Annotated in this window: 17 protein-coding genes and 1 pseudogene; 9 read left to right on the forward strand and 9 right to left on the reverse strand. The window is 53.8% G+C overall.

The genetic code is table 11. From position 1 onward, the window contains the following. Positions 1 to 87: 87 nt before the first annotated feature. A complete protein-coding gene (gene nadE / locus ACQG11_RS19095) occupies positions 88 to 915 on the reverse strand; it encodes an ammonia-dependent NAD(+) synthetase (protein ID WP_252065746.1) in 828 nt (275 codons plus the stop codon). 231 nt (positions 916 to 1,146) lie between these two features. Here nadE and osmE point away from each other — a divergent pair, with 231 nt between their 5' ends. From osmE to chbG, 7 genes and pseudogenes are all read left to right on the forward strand, one after another. Further along, positions 1,147 to 1,491 (forward strand): osmotically-inducible lipoprotein OsmE, encoded by a 345-nt coding sequence (gene osmE, locus ACQG11_RS19100; protein ID WP_022647818.1) that lies wholly within the window; start codon positions 1,147 to 1,149, stop codon positions 1,489 to 1,491. A gap of 269 nt (positions 1,492 to 1,760) precedes the next feature. After that, positions 1,761 to 2,090, forward strand: a pseudogene (locus ACQG11_RS19105) (PTS sugar transporter subunit IIB); the annotation flags it as partial. Positions 2,091 to 2,170: 80 nt separating this feature from the next. After that, positions 2,171 to 3,529, forward strand: coding sequence for a PTS N,N'-diacetylchitobiose transporter subunit IIC (gene chbC, locus ACQG11_RS19110; RefSeq protein WP_017384664.1), 1,359 nt, complete (start codon positions 2,171 to 2,173; stop codon positions 3,527 to 3,529). A 47-nt stretch (positions 3,530 to 3,576) separates the two neighbouring features. Continuing rightward, positions 3,577 to 3,924: a PTS N,N'-diacetylchitobiose transporter subunit IIA gene (gene chbA / locus ACQG11_RS19115; protein WP_022647820.1), complete on the forward strand. Its 348-nt coding sequence runs from the start codon at positions 3,577 to 3,579 to the stop codon at positions 3,922 to 3,924. Between the two features lie 2 nt (positions 3,925 to 3,926). Next, positions 3,927 to 4,772 (forward strand): transcriptional regulator ChbR, encoded by an 846-nt coding sequence (chbR, locus tag ACQG11_RS19120; protein ID WP_255508387.1) that lies wholly within the window; start codon positions 3,927 to 3,929, stop codon positions 4,770 to 4,772. A gap of 108 nt (positions 4,773 to 4,880) precedes the next feature. Beyond that, the gene (locus ACQG11_RS19125; RefSeq protein ID WP_022647822.1) at positions 4,881 to 6,236 is read left to right on the forward strand and encodes a 6-phospho-beta-glucosidase; all 1,356 of its coding nucleotides are present in this window, start codon (positions 4,881 to 4,883) and stop codon (positions 6,234 to 6,236) included. A gap of 11 nt (positions 6,237 to 6,247) precedes the next feature. Further along, entirely contained in the window at positions 6,248 to 6,997 is a 750-nt protein-coding gene (gene chbG / locus ACQG11_RS19130; RefSeq protein WP_017693595.1) for a chitin disaccharide deacetylase, read from the forward strand. A 92-nt stretch (positions 6,998 to 7,089) separates the two neighbouring features. On the opposite strand, the gene katE is transcribed toward chbG, so the two are convergent. After that, entirely contained in the window at positions 7,090 to 9,339 is a 2,250-nt protein-coding gene (gene katE / locus ACQG11_RS19135) for a catalase HPII (protein ID WP_022647824.1), read from the reverse strand. A 201-nt stretch (positions 9,340 to 9,540) separates the two neighbouring features. On the opposite strand from katE, the gene cedA reads away from it, so the two are divergent. After that, positions 9,541 to 9,780 carry a cell division activator CedA gene (cedA, locus tag ACQG11_RS19140; protein ID WP_022647825.1) on the forward strand — a complete coding sequence of 80 codons (240 nt, stop codon included), beginning with the start codon at positions 9,541 to 9,543 and terminating at the stop codon, positions 9,778 to 9,780. Between the two features lie 48 nt (positions 9,781 to 9,828). Here the strand turns inward: cedA and tcyP are convergent, their stop codons facing one another. From tcyP to hxpB, 4 genes are all read right to left on the reverse strand, one after another. Beyond that, positions 9,829 to 11,220 carry a cystine/sulfocysteine:cation symporter gene (gene tcyP, locus ACQG11_RS19145; RefSeq protein ID WP_022647826.1) on the reverse strand — a complete coding sequence of 464 codons (1,392 nt, stop codon included), beginning with the start codon at positions 11,218 to 11,220 and terminating at the stop codon, positions 9,829 to 9,831. 127 nt (positions 11,221 to 11,347) lie between these two features. Further along, positions 11,348 to 11,938, reverse strand: a complete 591-nt coding sequence (locus tag ACQG11_RS19150; protein WP_317578971.1) for a metal-dependent hydrolase — start codon at positions 11,936 to 11,938, stop codon at positions 11,348 to 11,350. A 95-nt stretch (positions 11,939 to 12,033) separates the two neighbouring features. After that, positions 12,034 to 12,795, reverse strand: coding sequence for a 2-dehydro-3-deoxy-D-gluconate 5-dehydrogenase KduD (gene kduD, locus ACQG11_RS19155; protein WP_023299906.1), 762 nt, complete (start codon positions 12,793 to 12,795; stop codon positions 12,034 to 12,036). Positions 12,796 to 12,923: 128 nt separating this feature from the next. Further along, the gene (gene hxpB, locus ACQG11_RS19160) at positions 12,924 to 13,595 is read right to left on the reverse strand and encodes a hexitol phosphatase HxpB (RefSeq protein ID WP_022647828.1); all 672 of its coding nucleotides are present in this window, start codon (positions 13,593 to 13,595) and stop codon (positions 12,924 to 12,926) included. A 141-nt stretch (positions 13,596 to 13,736) separates the two neighbouring features. Between hxpB and ACQG11_RS19165 the strand changes: the two genes are divergently transcribed. After that, complete coding sequence (locus tag ACQG11_RS19165; RefSeq protein ID WP_015570741.1) at positions 13,737 to 14,273, forward strand: YniB family protein; 537 nt, start codon at positions 13,737 to 13,739, stop codon at positions 14,271 to 14,273. A gap of 32 nt (positions 14,274 to 14,305) precedes the next feature. Here the strand turns inward: ACQG11_RS19165 and ACQG11_RS19170 are convergent, their stop codons facing one another. From ACQG11_RS19170 to pfkB, 3 genes are all read right to left on the reverse strand, one after another. Then, entirely contained in the window at positions 14,306 to 15,166 is an 861-nt protein-coding gene (locus ACQG11_RS19170; RefSeq protein ID WP_022647830.1) for a fructosamine kinase family protein, read from the reverse strand. 105 nt (positions 15,167 to 15,271) lie between these two features. Then, a complete protein-coding gene (ghoS, locus tag ACQG11_RS19175; RefSeq protein ID WP_003857822.1) occupies positions 15,272 to 15,562 on the reverse strand; it encodes a type V toxin-antitoxin system endoribonuclease antitoxin GhoS in 291 nt (96 codons plus the stop codon). 91 nt (positions 15,563 to 15,653) lie between these two features. After that, positions 15,654 to 16,586: a 6-phosphofructokinase II gene (pfkB, locus tag ACQG11_RS19180; RefSeq protein ID WP_022647831.1), complete on the reverse strand. Its 933-nt coding sequence runs from the start codon at positions 16,584 to 16,586 to the stop codon at positions 15,654 to 15,656. Positions 16,587 to 16,598 lie beyond the last annotated feature (12 nt).

Below are 16,598 nucleotides of genomic sequence, written 5' to 3' on the forward strand. Positions count from 1 at the left end.
CAGTGTAGCAGGTGTTTGGTGGTTAAAAAAGAGCCGGGTGGCGGTTACGCCTTACCCGGCCTGCAAAACTGAGTTACCGTTTTGCTTTTACTTTTTCCAGAAATCATCAAACACCGTAATGGGTGGACGGCGTTTGTGCTCGGTTTTCAGATACCAGCCTTCAATAATTTTTGCGGTACCTTCGTCGAGCGTTTTGCCTTCCAGATAATCATCGATGTTGTCATAGGTCACACCCAGCGCGGCTTCATCCGGCAGGGAAGGGCGATCGTCTTCCAGGTCTGCCGTTGGCGCCTTCTTATACAGGTGCTCCGGGCAGCCCAGCGCCGCCAGCAGTTGCTTACCCTGACGCTTGTTCAGGCGGAAGAGGGGGTTGATGTCCGTGCCGCCATCGCCGTATTTGGTGAAGAAACCGGTGATGGCTTCCGCGGCGTGGTCGGTGCCGACGACGACCCCTTTGGTCATCCCTGCGATACTGTACTGCGCTTTCATGCGCTCACGGGCTTTCTCGTTGCCACGAACAAAATCGCTCAGTTCAATACCGGCTTCACGCAAGGCCTGCTCGCTTGCCAGTACCGAACCTTTGATGTTTACGGTAAGAACACGGTCCGGCTGAATAAAGGCGATCGCATCCTGACAGTCCTGCTCGTCGGCCTGCACGCCATACGGCAGACGTACGGCAATAAATTGCAGTGCGGTGTCACTGGTCTCGTCACGCAGCTCGGTGATGGCCATCTGGCTTAGTTTACCGGCCAGAGTGGAGTCCTGACCGCCGCTGATACCCAGTACCAGCGTCTTCAGGAAAGGGTGTGCGGACAGGTAAGCTTTCAAAAAATCAACGCTACGACGGATCTCTTCATTGGCATTAATCGCAGGTTTCGCGCCCAGCGCCTGAATAATTTCTTGTTGCAGAGCCATTACGCCCTCCCTATGCAGAACCAAACAGAAAGTGTGATCTGTTAAAACTAACCCTTTGTCGGGGAAACGACAAGGATCACAGTTTTGAGTGTACTGTTTTACAGCGATTTAGCAGCTTATCGTTGTTTTATTAGAATTTTCCGAAATTCGTCTGGCGTAACTCGCAAAGTTGAACAATAGTAATTTTTATCCCATGCTTAGTTAACACGCTGATAAACAAGAGGACGGAATATGAACAAGAACGTAGCAGGAATTTTAAGCGCAGCGGCGGTACTGACTATGCTGGCTGGGTGTACAGCTTACGATCGCACCACAGATCAGTTCACACAGCCAGTGGTAAAAGACGTCAAAAAAGGCATGACGCGTTCCCAGGTTGCAGCCATTGCCGGTAAACCTTCTTCAGAAGTCACTATGATCCACGCGCGTGGCACCTGCCAGACCTATATTCTGGGTCAACGTAATGGTAAGGCAGAAACCTACTTTGTCGCCCTGGATGATACCGGTCACGTGATCAATTCGGGTTACCAGACCTGCGCTGAATACGACACCGATCCACAGGCACCTAAGGCGCAGTAACCGCGCTTGCCTGAAAGTGTTAACAAACCGGCCTGATGGCCGGTTTTTTTATGCATACGTAAATCTTATTTCTTAGCGCGAAATATTTGCCTGAAATGTGAAGGTAGTCAACAAGCCAGGTCAATGAGAGACAATTTTAGTCTATCCAGAATTATCCCCTCCCTGTACCATTGCGTATACTCACTTCAACGACAAACAATGTTCAGCACACTGCCCGTCAGCCAGGATAGCGAGTCGATTGATAGCGCGACGGCGGTCAGTCCAATAAGAGGGAAATTATCATGGAAAAGAAACATATCTACTTGTTCTGCTCTGCGGGCATGTCCACTTCGCTGCTGGTTTCAAAAATGCGCGCGCAGGCCGAAAAATATGAAGTCCCTGTGGTGATTGAGGCGTTTCCGGAAACGCTGGCGGGCGAAAAGGGCCAGACAGCAGATGTAATTTTACTCGGGCCACAAATCGCTTATATGCTGCCAGAAATTCAACGTTTGCTCCCTAATAAGCCGGTCGAAGTGATCGATTCCGTTTTATACGGCAAGATTGATGGTTTAGGTGTATTAAAAGCTGCTGTTGCGGCGATTAAAAAAGCTGCTAATTAATTTTTTATTTTTCCCGTCAAAGAGTTATTTCACACACAATACGCCGTAACGGTCGTTGCGGCATTTAAGGGTATTTTCCTATGAGTAAAGTCATCGCTTCACTTGAAAAGGTACTCCTTCCTTTTGCTGTTAAAATAGGAAAGCAGCCTCACGTTAATGCCATTAAGAACGGCTTTATTAAATTAATGCCGTTGACATTAGCCGGGGCAATGTTCGTTTTAATTAACAACGTTTTTCTCAGCTTTGGAGAAGGTTCCTTTTTTTATTCATTAGGAATTAGGTTAGATGCTTCCACTATTGAAACCCTTAATGGTTTAAAAGCCATTGGCGGCAACGTATACAACGGTACATTGGGTATTATGTCGCTAATGGCGCCTTTCTTTATTGGAATGGCGCTGGCGGAAGAGCGTAAAGTGGATCCGCTGGCGGCGGGCTTACTGTCCATTGCCGCGTTTATGACCGTCACGCCGTACAGCGTGGGCGACGCTTACGCCGTGGGCGCCAACTGGCTGGGTGGGGCAAACATCATTTCCGGTATTATTATCGGACTGGTGGTGGCCGAAATGTTCACCTTTATTATTCGCCGCAACTGGGTTATCCGCTTGCCGGATAGCGTTCCGGCCTCCGTTTCTCGTTCATTTTCCGCGTTGATACCGGGCTTCATTATTCTCTCCATCATGGGGATTATTGCCTGGGCGCTCTCTCACTGGGGGACTAACTTCCACCAGATCATTATGGACTCTATCTCAACGCCGCTGGCGTCGATGGGTAGCGTGGTCGGTTGGGCGTATGTCATCTTTACCTCCCTGCTGTGGTTCTTCGGCGTGCATGGTTCACTGGCACTGGCGGCGCTGGACAGCGGTATTATGACCCCGTGGGCACTGGAAAACGTCGCGCTTTACCAGCAATACGGCTCCGTCGATGCGGCGCTGGCGGCCGGTAAAACCTTCCATGTGTGGGCGAAGCCGATGCTTGACTCCTATATCTTCCTGGGCGGTACCGGGGCGACGCTGGGTCTGATCATCGCGGTCTTTATTGTCTCTCGCCGCGCTGACCATCGTCAGGTTGCGAAGCTGGCCCTGCCGTCAGGCATCTTCCAGATTAACGAGCCGATCCTGTTTGGTCTGCCAATTATCATGAACCCGGTGATGTTCATTCCATTCATCCTGGTTCAGCCGCTGCTGGCCGCGATTACGCTGACGGCGTATTACCTGGGCATTATCCCGCCGGTGACCAACATTGCGCCGTGGACGATGCCAGCTGGTCTGGGCGCGTTCTTCAACACCAACGGTAGCGTGGCCGCCTTCCTGCTGGCGATATTCAACCTCGGGATTGCAACCCTGCTCTACATGCCGTTCGTGGCGATTGCGAACAAGGCTGCAACGGTTATCGATGAAGAAGAGAGCGAAGAGGATATCGCCCTCGCACTGAAATTCTAAAATTGCACGGCGCGGGGCAACCCGCGCCAGCGTAAAGGAGCTTAAAGATGTTAGATTTAGAGAGTATCGTTGCCGAAGAAACTGCAGTGAACGATCTGGAAGAGGTGGTGATGGGGCTCATCATCAATTCCGGGCAGGCGCGAAGCCTGGCGTATGCGGCGCTTAAGCAGGCTAAGCAGGGCGATTTTGTTGCCGCGAAAACCATGATGGAGCAGTCCCGTACGGCGTTAAACGAAGCGCATCTGGTGCAGACGAAACTCATCGAAAGCGACCAGGGCGAAGGGAAGATGAAAGTGAGTCTGGTGCTGGTACATGCGCAGGATCACCTGATGACCTCCATGCTGGCGCGCGAGATGGTAGCGGAGCTCATCGAGCTTCACGAGAAGATGCAGTAAGTCTGAACAGGTACCAGGAGGTCAGCACGATGGAAATCAAAACCGCACATGAGCAGCAGCTGTTTAATGGCAAGAATTTTCACGTGGTGATTTACAACAAAACGGAGAGCGCCAGCGGTCTGCACCAGCATGACTACTACGAGTTCACGATTGTTCTGACCGGCCGCTACTATCAGGAGATTAACGGTAAGCGCGTCCTGCTTGAGCGTGGCGATTTCGTCTTCCTGCCGATGGGGTCCTATCACCAGAGCTTTTATGAGTTTGGTGCGACGCGCATTCTTAACGTAGGGGTGAGCAGGCGTTTCTTCGAGAAGCACTATCTGCCGCTGGTTCCGTTCTGCTTTGTGGCGTCACAGGTGTATCGCGTTAAAAATGAGTTTATGACCTGGATTGAAACGGTTATCGCCTCGCTGAATTTCCGCGACAATGAATTTGATGAATTTATTGAAACCGTGACGTTCTACGTCATGAACCGTCTTCGCCATCACCGAGAAGAACAGCAGGTGGTGGATGATATTCCTCAGTGGCTGCGCAGTACCGTGGAGCTGATGCACGACAAAGGACAGTTCAGCGATAACGCCCTGGAAAACATGGTGGCGCTGTCGGGTAAATCGCAGGAATATTTAACGCGCGCCACGCAGCGCTATTACCGTAAAACGCCTGTTCAAATTATTAATGAAATCCGCATCAATTTTGCCAAAAAACAGCTGGAAATTACTAACTACTCTGTCACCGATATCGCTTACGAATCGGGTTACAGCAGCCCCAGCCTGTTTATTAAAACCTTTAAGAAAATGACTTCATTCACACCGAACAGTTACCGCAAAAATTTAACGGTAATTAATTAACTTTCGGCGGTTTATCCGCAGGAATATTGACGTAATGGCTTGCCCAAATAGCGGGAAGAGTACGCTATACCTTGCAGGCGATTACCCTGATAAGCTAAGGGAGAGTTTATGCAAAAGAAATTAAAAGTCGTAACCATTGGTGGCGGCAGCAGCTATACCCCGGAATTACTTGAAGGTTTCCTGAAACGTTATCATGAATTACCGGTCAGCGAATTATGGCTGGTGGATGTTGAAGAAGGTCAGGAGAAGCTAAATATTATTTTTGAACTGTGCAAACGCATGGTTGAAAAAGCGGGCGTGCCTTTAACCGTGCATAAAACGCTGGATCGCCGCCTGGCGCTGAAAGATGCTGACTTCGTGACCACCCAGCTGCGCGTCGGCCAGCTGAAGGCGCGTGAGCTGGACGAGCGTATTCCGCTGAGCCACGGTTATCTGGGCCAGGAAACCAACGGGGCTGGTGGCCTGTTTAAAGGTCTGCGTACTATTCCGGTCATTTTTGACATCATTAAAGACGTGGAGGAGATCTGCCCGAACGCGTGGGTGATTAACTTTACCAACCCGGCCGGGATGGTCACCGAGGCAGTCTATCGTCACACCGGTTTCAAACGCTTTATCGGCGTCTGCAATATTCCGATCGGCATGAAGATGTTCATCCGCGATGTGCTGGCGCTAACCGATAACGATGAATTGTCCATTGACCTGTTCGGCCTGAACCACATGGTCTTTATCAAAGATGTGATTGTGAACGGGCAATCGCGCTTTGCGGAACTGCTTGATGGCGTTGCCTCTGGTCGCCTGACCGCGGCCTCGGTGAAAAACATCTTCGATCTGCCGTTCAGCGAAGGGCTGATCCGCTCCCTGAATCTGCTGCCGTGCTCGTATCTGCTTTACTACTTCAAGCAGAAAGAGATGCTGGCGATTGAAATGGGCGAATACTACAAAGGTGGCGCACGCGCTCAGGTTGTACAGAAAGTAGAGAAGCAGCTTTTTGATTTGTATAAAGATCCGAACCTGAACGTCAAACCGAAAGAGCTTGAGCAGCGCGGTGGGGCATACTATTCAGATGCCGCGTGTGAAGTGATCAACGCCATTTACAATGACAAGCAGGCCGAGCACTATGTGAACGTTCCGCATCATGGGCACATCGACAATATCCCGGCAGACTGGGCCGTGGAGATGACCTGCATCCTTGGGCGCGAGGGTGCAAAACCGCATCCCCGCATTACCCACTTCGACGATAAGGTGATGGGCCTGATTCACACCATTAAAGGCTTTGAAGTGGCGGCGAGCAATGCGGCCCTGAGCGGCGAGCTGAATGACGTGCTGCTGGCGCTGAACCTGAGCCCGCTGGTGCATTCTGACCGTGACGCTGAAAAACTCGCGAGTGAGATGATCCTGGCGCATGAGAAATGGCTGCCAAACTTTGCTGCAACGGTTGAGAAACTGAAACTCACACACCGTTAAGAGGAGGCGCGATGGAAAACCTGCTGATCGTCAATGCCGATGATTTCGGCCTGTCAAAAGGGCAGAACTACGGCATTATCGAAGCCTGTCGCCGGGGCGTCGTGACCTCTACAACAGCGCTCATCAACGGTGAGGCGGTGGAACATGCGGCGCAGCTAAGCCGTGAGCTGCCCGAACTGGGCGTGGGCATGCACTTCGTGCTGACGCTTGGGTTGCCCCTTTCACCGATGCCGGGGCTGACGCGCGACGGACAACTGGGTAAATGGATTTGGGAAATGGCGGAGCAGGACGCTCTGCCGCTTGATGAGATTGCCCGCGAGCTGGACTGCCAGTTTAACCGCTTTGTGGATGTGTTTGGCCGCGAGCCCACCCATATCGACAGTCATCATCATGTGCATATGATCCCGGCGATTTTCCCGCTTGTGGCAGAATTTGCGCAACGTAAAGGCGTGGCGATGCGCGTGGATCGTGAGGTGCGCGGACTGCCGGACGTCGCGGTGACGTCAACGGAGGGGTTCAGCAGCGCATTTTATGGCGACGAGATCGACGAAGCGCTGTTCCTGAAGGTGCTGGATGAGTCCGCCGCGAAAGGGGAGCGCTCGCTTGAGGTAATGGCGCACCCGGCGTTTGTCGATAACATCGTACGTAAGAGCGCCTACTGCTGGCCGCGTCTGGCGGAACTGGATGTGCTGACGTCGGCGTCGTTGAAGTACGCGATTGCCGAGCGTGGGTATCGTCTGGGGACGTTCAGGGATTTGTGAGTAAAATAAAGCCCGGGGACGACTTCGCCTTACCGGGCCTACAACATCAGTCGAAATATAGGCCGGGTAAGCGTAGCGCCACCCGGTTTTTTTTACGCCGGTATCTGGTCAATCTTGCTGCTGCGCGACCACACGCGGTGCGCGGCGAGCAGGTCAAACAGCCGGGTCATAAACGCATCGTCAATGTTATCACCTTCGACAATGCCTTCTTCCCCTTGGTCCGGTACCTTCAGCAGCGATTTAAACTTCCGCGCATCGCCTGCGAGGGCGATTGGCTTCAAGTGCTTATAGGCTTCCAGCAGATAATAGGCGGCATCACCGTTACCGAGCAAACTCTCAACGTCGCCGCACGGCATAATCACCGCATCAACCGTCAGGGACGGTGCCCCGGCGAAGGTCGCAGCAATCGGCAGGACGGAGCCATCATCGGCCGTCACTTCACCCATGCGTGAGTAAAGCAGTTTGGCATGTACGCCCTGAGTCTTGAGCGCCCTCATGATCCCCAGCACGTCGCTGGCGCGCGGTTTATCGTTCAGCAGGATAGCCACTACGCGGCCTTTGATCGACCCGCCAGGTACCGCGTACAGGCTCAGGGACGGATCCTTCTTAAGCCCGTTCACGTCTTTAGGCGGTGCAGCATGGCATTGCTCGTCAGTCAGCGTAATGCCGAGATTATTCGCCACGCCCTGAGCAAGCTGGATATCAATATGCGCCAGATGGTCGACCACGCGCTCGCGAATGTAGGTACGCACCACTTTGCTCAGCTCGAAGCTGAAGCCGCCGATAATGTGCTGCTGTTCGATCGGGGTCTGGCTGTTCCAGAACAGGCGAGGCTGAGCGTAATATTCGCCGAATGACGGGCTGCGCTCGCGAATTTTTGTTCCGTCCACGCGCTCCTGATACGACTCGAATCCGCCACGTTTTGGCCCCGGCGGGGTTTCACGCGGCCAGTTATCGTTAATGGAGTTCGGCTCGTAGTTCGCCGGGTTGGTATCGATATCCTGGCGATGCATCCCGTCACGCTGGAAGTTATGGTACGGACAGGTCGGACGGTTGATTGGGAGCTCATGGAAGTTAGGTCCACCAAGACGGCTGATCTGCGTATCGGTGTAAGAGAACAGACGACCCTGCAGCAGCGGATCGTTGGTGAAGTCCAGCCCCGGCACAATATGGCCCGGGTGGAACGCTGCCTGTTCATTTTCCGCGAAGAAGTTATCCGGGTTGCGGTTAAGCACCATTTTACCCACCAGCTGAACCGGCACCAACTCTTCAGGAATAAGCTTGGTCGGGTCGAGCAGGTCGAAGTCGAATTTGAACTCGTCTTCTTCCGGGATCAGCTGTAACCCCAGCTCGTATTCCGGGAAATCACCGGCTTCAATGGATTCCCACAGTTCGCGACGGTGGAAGTCCGGATCGCGTCCGGTCAGCTTCTGCGCTTCATCCCACACCAGCGACGCTTTCCCTGCGACCGGTTTCCAGTGGAAACGCACAAACGTCGCTTTACCTTCAGCGTTAATCAGACGGAAGGTATGAATACCAAAGCCTTCCATGGTGCGATAGCTGCGCGGGATCCCCCGGTCAGACATCGCCCACATCACGTTGTGAAGGGTTTCCGGTTGCAGGGAGACGTAGTCCCAGAATGTGTCATGCGCACTTTGTCCCTGCGGTATGGCCCAGTGTGGTTCTGGTTTTACCGCATGGACAAAGTCAGGGAACTTATGCGCGTCCTGTATGAAGAAAACCGGGGTGTTATTCCCGACGAGGTCGAAAATGCCCTCTTCGGTATAGAATTTGGTGGCGAAGCCGCGGATATCACGCACCGTGTCGGCCGAACCCGCGCCGCCCTGTACGGTAGAGAAACGCACAAACACCGGTGTGATTTTGTTCGGATCGGAAAGGAAATCTGCTTTGGTGATCTCCTTCAGGCTCTTGTAGGGCTGGAAATAGCCGTGCGCCGCGGAGCCGCGAGCGTGGACGATACGCTCAGGGATACGCTCATGGTCGAAATGGGTGATTTTTTCGCGCAGGATGAAATCTTCCAGCAGCGTCGGGCCGCGCGTTCCGGCGCGCAGGGAGTTCTGATCATCGGCAATGCGAACGCCCTGGTTCGTGGTCAGCGCATGGCCTTCACCGCCCTTGCGGTGAGGATCGAGCGATTTCAGCTTTTCGTTTTCCGTTTCCGGGGCTTTCATGCTGCCCGGGGCGGTAGGCTGTTCACCCGGTGCGGAAGGACCCGGTGATGGTTTGTGTGAGCCGTCGGCTGGGGCAAGTGAGTCCATTCCCGGTTGAGATTCTTCAGTCCCATGAATGGGTGACTGATGTGGTTTATCATTGTTCGACATTGCACGCTTCTCCTTTGTTCATTCCTAAAAACCCTATTAAGGATAGAACAATGTTAAGAATTAGCAGGCGAACTAAGCGTTTTCAGATATTGATTAGCGAAAGGAGCCATCTGCGATACGTCAGGCGCGACGGGCGGGGGGAGAATCGGCTATGATAGAAATTTCCTGCTTTAAGAATTTGCTTTAGTGAACCCGTCGCTTATGAAACCTCTTCGTCAACAAAACCGCCAGGTTATTAGCTATGTACCCCGCGTTGAGCCCGCGCCGCCAGACCATGCCCTGAAGGTGGATGGTTTTCGCGATGTCTGGATGCTGCGGGGTAAATACGTTGCCTTCGTGCTGATTGGCGAGCACTTCCGTCGCTCCCCTGCGTTTACGGTGCCGGAATCGGCGCAGCGATGGGCAATGCAGACCCGCCAGGATGAAGAGGTTGAAGAATAACAGCCATAAAAAAACCGCCCGATGGCGGTTTTTTTATTTCAGCAGTGATTAACGATGTGCCAGTTCGGCATCATCTTCACTGTCGAGAATCGTTTTGTCGGTCTGCTTCAGCCACTGGCTGGTCAGGGTACCGGCGGTCATTGAACCACTCACGTTCAACGCGGTACGACCCATATCGATCAGTGGTTCAACAGAGATAAGCAGGGCAACCAGCGTTACCGGCAGCCCCAGCGCAGGCAGAACGATCAGCGCAGCGAAGGTCGCGCCGCCGCCCACGCCCGCAACACCGGCGGAGCTAATGGTCACGATACCGACCAGCGTCGCAATCCAGACCGGATCCAGCGGGTTAATACCCACGGTTGGGGCAACCATCACGGCCAGCATCGCCGGGTAGAGACCCGCACAGCCGTTCTGCCCGATGGTGGCGCCAAAGGAGGCCGAGAAGCTGGCGATAGACTCGGGTACGCCCAGACGACGTGTCTGTGCTTCCACGTTCAGCGGAATCGATGCCGCGCTGGAACGGCTGGTGAAGGCGAAGGTCAGCACCGGCCAGACTTTGCGGAAATATTTCAGCGGGCCAACGCCGTTCACCGCCAGCAGGATGCCGTGCACAACAAACATGATGCCCAGACCGAGGTACGAGGCAATCACAAAGCTGCCAAGCTTGATGATGTCTTGCAGGTTAGAACCTGCCACGACTTTGGTCATCAGCGCCAGGACACCGTACGGCGTCAGCTGCATGACCAGACGCACCAGCTTCATTACCCAGCTTTGCAGGGTATCGATGGCAGTCAGAACCCGCTCGCCTTTCGGCGCATCGTCCTTCAGCAGCTTCAGCGCAGCCACGCCCAGGAACGCAGCGAAGATCACTACGCTGATAATGGAGGTTGGGCTTGCACCGGTCAGGTCAGCAAACGGGTTTTTCGGAATGAAGGAGAGCACCATCTGCGGAACGGTCAGATCGGCCACTTTACCCACGTAGTTGGTCTCAATCGCCGTCAGACGCGCGGTTTCAGCGCTACCCTGCACCAGACCTTCAGCAGTCAGGCCAAACAGATTGGTAACCAGCACACCCACCAGCGCCGCAATCAGCGTGGTGAAGAGAAGGGTGCCAATGGTCAGGAAACTGATTTTACCCAGTTGAGAAGCATTATGCAGGCGGGCTACGGCGCTCAGAATTGAGGCGAATACCAGCGGCATAACGATCATTTGCAGCAGCTGTACATAGCCGTTACCGACAATGTTGAACCACTGAATGGAATCTTTCAGTACCGGGCTGTCGGAGCCGTAAATAGCGTGTAAGGCCAGGCCAAACACCACGCCCATGACCAGACCAACCAGTACCTTTTTCGCCAGGCTCCACTGTTTGTGGCGAGCCTGGGCGAGAAGCAATAGCAATACGACGAACACAACAATGTTCGCGATGAGTGGAAAATTCATCCCCGTTCTCCTGATTTATTATACGGTCGGTTTTTACCGAACCTGTTGGCGCAAGGTTATCAGAAGTGTGATGTGGCGCTTATATCCATATGGAATGGTTTATGACAAAAGTGATTATATTGTCGGTTTAATGTTCAATCTGGTGATTAATAAAACGATTGAACTGAAATTGCAGCGAGTTGATCATCTGCGATGACCAGCGCACTGCACCATTTTCGGGCACTGTCTGCGGCATCCAGACGGCATAGGCAAACAGCGCCATGCACAGAACGCGCTCCAGCTGGTTGCCTTTTTGCGGCACGAGGATTGGCAGGCGGAAACGCCAGCGGCAGGGCCAGAGCAGCGGAACGCCCGCTGGCGTCAGCATATCGGCGAGGATATGGCTTAAGTAGCCGAGCACCATGCCCTGAATGGCATCCGCCGGGACTATCCAACTCTCGGGAACCTTCAAATAGAAGAGTGTAAGCAGGCCAAATACGGCCAGCAGGCTGTGGGTAAACCCGCGATGACCAAAGGCTCTGGCGATGGGTTTTGAAATCCACTTCAGCCGCTGACCAAGGAATGATTTTGGATGATCGATGTCCGGCAGCAGGCAGGTCAGCACGGCAGAAGGGACAATATGCCACCAGTCCCCCTGGGCCAGCACAGGGGTCAGTTCAGCGTTTTTAGCAAACACTGCACAGGCAAGTGAAAAAAGCAGGTGGCCTTCCGCCGTCATGATAAAACTCGGTAAACTGTCAATCTATACAGTATAGGGTTTTTATACAGTGTGTGAAAGAGGTGACGGTGTAACTCTTTGTCACAAACCGGCGGTTAGCGCGCCAGCCAGCCACCGTCTACGGCAAGGGTATGGCCGTTAACGTAATCCGACGCCGCCGAGGCCAGAAACACCACCGGACCCTGTAAATCCTCCGGAAGTCCCCAGCGGCCCGCCGGAATACGGTCGAGGATCGCCTGGCTGCGCTGCTCATCATCGCGAAGTTGTTGGGTGTTATTTGTCGCCATATAACCCGGCGCGATAGCGTTCACGTTAATACCTAGCGGCGCCCATTCGTTTGCCAGCAGGCGGGTGAGCCCGAGGACGCCGCTTTTCGAAGCCGTATAGGACGGCACCCGAATGCCGCCCTGGAAGGAGAGCATGGAGGCAATGTTAATGATCTTGCCGCCCTGACCCTGCACGATAAACTGTTTCGCTACTGCCTGAGAGAGGAAAAAGACCGATTTCAGATTGAGATCGATGACCTCGTCCCAGTCCTTCTCGCTAAATTCCAGCGCATCGCACCGACGAATGGTGCCGGCATTGTTAACCAGAATATCGATGCGGCCCATCTCTGTGACGGCGGTATCCACGACGCTCTGAATACTCTCATGCTTGCCGAGATCGGCGCGAATTGCGATAAAGCGCCGTCCCAGCGCCGTGACGCGCGCTGCCGTTTCGTCAGGAACCTTGCGGTTTACCCCCACGATATCGCATCCTGCCTGGGCGAGGGCAATGGCCATGCCTTGCCCCAGACCGGTATCGCACCCGGTCACCATCGCCACTTTTCCTGCCAGAGTAAAAGCATCCAGTATCATACGCGCCTCAGAAGTCAGGTTATTGTCATTCTGCACGTAAGGATAGGAGTCTGGAATGAGAAATGCAAATAAAGTAAAACGTTGTTTTGATTTTGTGATACAGGCAGCCGAAGCTGCCTGAAAGAGCGTTACTCTCCGCGCAGATGGCGGGCAGTCAATTCTTCAAGAGACGTCAGCCTGACATCCGCGAGGGCAAAGCGGGGATCGTGTCGGCCTTCTTCAGCCGGCACAACGATGGAGCGCATACGTGCGGCTTTGGACGCCACCATGCCGTTAACCGAATCTTCCAGCGCCACACAGGTAAGCGGATCCAGCCCCAGTTTCGCGGCGCAGTCCATATACACCTGCGGATGTGGCTTGCTGTAAGGAAGCTTTTCGGCCGAGGCCAGCGCGTCGAAGCTGTCGCGCAGCCCGAACATCGTCAGCACTTTTTCCAGCATATGCAGAGGTGAGGCAGAGGCAAGCCCCACTTTCAGCCCTTGCGCCTTGCACAGGGCGATAGCGTCGCGTACGCCCGGTAACAGAGGCTTATTCTCTTCTACAAGGGAGATAGCACGGTTGATAATGCGCGCCGTAACTTCGTCGCGATCCGGGCCAACCCATGGCTGGTGGGCATACCAAAGGTCAACCACCATATCGATGCGCAGCCCCAGGGTATCGGGAAGCTCATTACGACGACTGATATCGACGCCGAGGCTGGCCATCACGTCCAGTTCAGCCCGATCCCACAGGGGTTCGGAATCAATCAACAATCCATCCATGTCAAAAATAGCGGCAAGTATCTGGCGCGGTGTCGACATTACAACATCTCCTTATCTTGGGGGTAAGACGAACGGTGCTAAGCACAAGCAATTTAGCATATTGCATTCAAAGATCGGGCGAAAATGACCGACAGCAGGTAGACTTAGGCACAAATAACGCGTCTTTATGAAGAGGAACTAATGACGTATCAACAAGCTGGACGCATCGCAGTCTTAAAACGTATTGCTGGTTGGGTTATTTTCATTCCCGCCCTGATTTCAACGCTGATCTCCGTACTTAAATTTATGTACGATCACAGCGAAAAACAGCCGGGCATTAATGCCGTCATGCTTGATTTTGCCCACGTCATGATTGAGATGATGCGGTTTAACACCCCATTCCTGAACGTCTTCTGGTTCAACTCGCCCACCCCGGATTTTCACCACCAGCTGAATGTCGGGTTCTGGATAATCTATGCGTTGATCTTTATCGCGATGGCGTTGCAGGCCTCCGGCGCACGCATGAGCCGCCAGACCCGCTTTTTACGCGAAGGGGTAGAAGATCAGCTGATACTTGAGAAGGCGAAAGGCCCTGACGGGATGAGCCGCGAGCAGATCGAATCGCGCATTGTCGTTCCGCGTCATACCATTTTTGTGCAGTTTTTCCCGCTCTATATCCTGCCGGTTATTATCATTGTGGCCGGGTATTTCTTCTTTACACTGCTCGGCTTCCTGTAATATCAAAGGGGGCGTATTGCCGCCCCCTCCCGCTATGCCGCCAGGATACGATCCAGCGCTCGCTGGGCATTCACCAGATGACTCCCGCCAAACAAAATCGCCCGGTTTAGCAAGGTGTACAGCTGATAAACCGGCTGACGTTCAAGGAAACCCGCAGGTAACGGCGAGACAGACTGATAGCCATCATAAATTTGCGGCGGCTGTTCAGGGTGCAACGGCAGCATCGCCAGGTCACATTCTCTGTCGCCCCAGTAGCAGGCCGGGTCAAATATATAGGGACCATCAGGCCCAAGCGCGCAGTTGTTCGACCATAAATCACCGTGCAGAAGGGAAGCCTGAGGCTGATGCGAAGCCAGACGCTGCTGAATGTGTTCAACAATCGCGTCGATGTTGCCGAACGCTAGTCCCTTTTCAGCGGCCAGCTCCAGCTGCCAGCCTATGCGCTGCTCGGCGAAAAAAGTCGACCAGCGGCGTTGCCACGCGTTTGGCTGTGGGGTGGTAGAGAGGTCGTTATCGAAATCGAGCCCAAACTGAGGTTGATCGCTCCACTGGTGCAAACGGGCGATCTGTTGGCCGAGAATAAAGGCGTTGTGCGCATCCAGAGGGCGCGCCGGAAGATAGTTCATCACCAGAAAGCTGTAGTCACGATCGCTGCCAACGGCTAAAACCTGTGGAACGTTGACTGTTTTACTGCGCGATAACAACTCAAGCTGATCGGCTTCGGCCGTAAAAATGGGGAGCAATTCGCGCTCATCACATTTCACGAAGAGATCGCGCCCGGCGTAACGTAAATGCCATGCGGCATGGATCTCTCCGCCTGGCAGTTCGTTACGCAGTTCAATTTCACCTTCACCCAGTTGCTCACTTAAAAGATGACTGATAGCCTGCCACATGATGTCTCTCCCATGTTGTCTGCCAGATCATAAAGTTAGCGCAAAACGGCTATAAAAAAACAGGAACTAACGCACAACTGAGCGGTTTAATTTTGTACAGGGCACTTATTGTTCTTTTTTATGCCAGTTTTCCCAGCTATCCACATCAATTTCCGTGGCTTTGTCAGTCACGCTTTCCACCAGGCTACTGGCCAGCGCCTTCACCTCCTCCTGACTCAGCGGGCTTATCAGGCCAAAGGCCAGCGAGCCGAGATCGTGAATATTGCCCTCATCGTCCGTCAGCGTGAGCAGAAAATTCGCCCGCGTGAAAGCGTTGTTGAGTTCATTCAGTTCGGTCAGCGATGCTTCATGAATATTGACGGTTACGACGTAGCGGGTGATATCACCACTGCTCATAATTCACCTCGTTGTTATCCTGAAAGTTTTCTTAGCATAGTCGATAAGCCATATTTGGCGACTTCCCCCTCCACGGGAAGGGGAAGCACGTTCAGCTTCTCGCCAGGTAATCGACAATTTTCTGAGTATCCGCAAGCGAACACAGACGGGTTCCCTGATTGATGGTGGCAGCGCTCCCTGCCGCGACGCCATAGCGTGCCATCTCCAGAAGCGAAGCGCCCTGCGCCAGCTTCAGCACCATCGCGCCAACCATACTGTCACCGGCACCCACAGTACTCTGACTTTTCATCGGCGGTGGAACAACCTGCACGCAGCCCGTCTTGTCGACGGCCAGCGCACCCTGAGGACCGAGAGAGACTACAACGCGATGCGCTTTGCCCGTGCGTACCAGCTCTTCTGCGGCAGTACGCACGTCATCAGGCTGGTTGAGCTCGCGATTGACAAGCGCACTGAGCTCTTTCTGGTTAGGTTTGACAAGTTCAAGTTGTCCGGGCTCTAACGCCGCCTTCAGGGCATCGCCTGAGCTATCGACAATGCAGCGGATGCCGCGCTGGAGCACCGCCTGAACCAGTGCCGTCAGCTTTTCTGTTTTGACGCCCGGCGGCAGGCTACCGCTGATCACCAGCAATGAGCCGCTTTCAATGGTCAGCACTTTCTCTTCCAGTTGACGAAACTCATCATCGCTCAACTTCGCCCCTGGCATCACAAAACGATATTGCTCGCCGCTGGATTCAACATGGACATGCAGGTTTTGCCGGGTCCAGTCTCTGGCGTCAACGGTATCTACGGCAACCTGTTCATCTGCCAGCAACGCAACCAGATGCTCACCCGTGGCGCCGCCAGCGGGGAAGATGGCGGTTGCTTTTCCGCCGAGATGGGTAATGGCGCGCGCCACGTTAATGCCGCCGCCGCCCGGCTCAAACACCGGCGCGCTACAGCGCAGCTTACCTTCCGGATAGATTTGCGGCGTCATGGTCGCAGAGTCGAGGGAAGGGGAGAGCGTCAGCGTGTAAATCGAAGCCATCATGACCTCCTT

The sequence above is a fragment of the Enterobacter cloacae complex sp. 372C4 genome (genome assembly GCF_050030615.1).
Taxonomy (GTDB): Bacteria; Pseudomonadota; Gammaproteobacteria; order Enterobacterales; family Enterobacteriaceae; genus Enterobacter; species Enterobacter intestinihominis.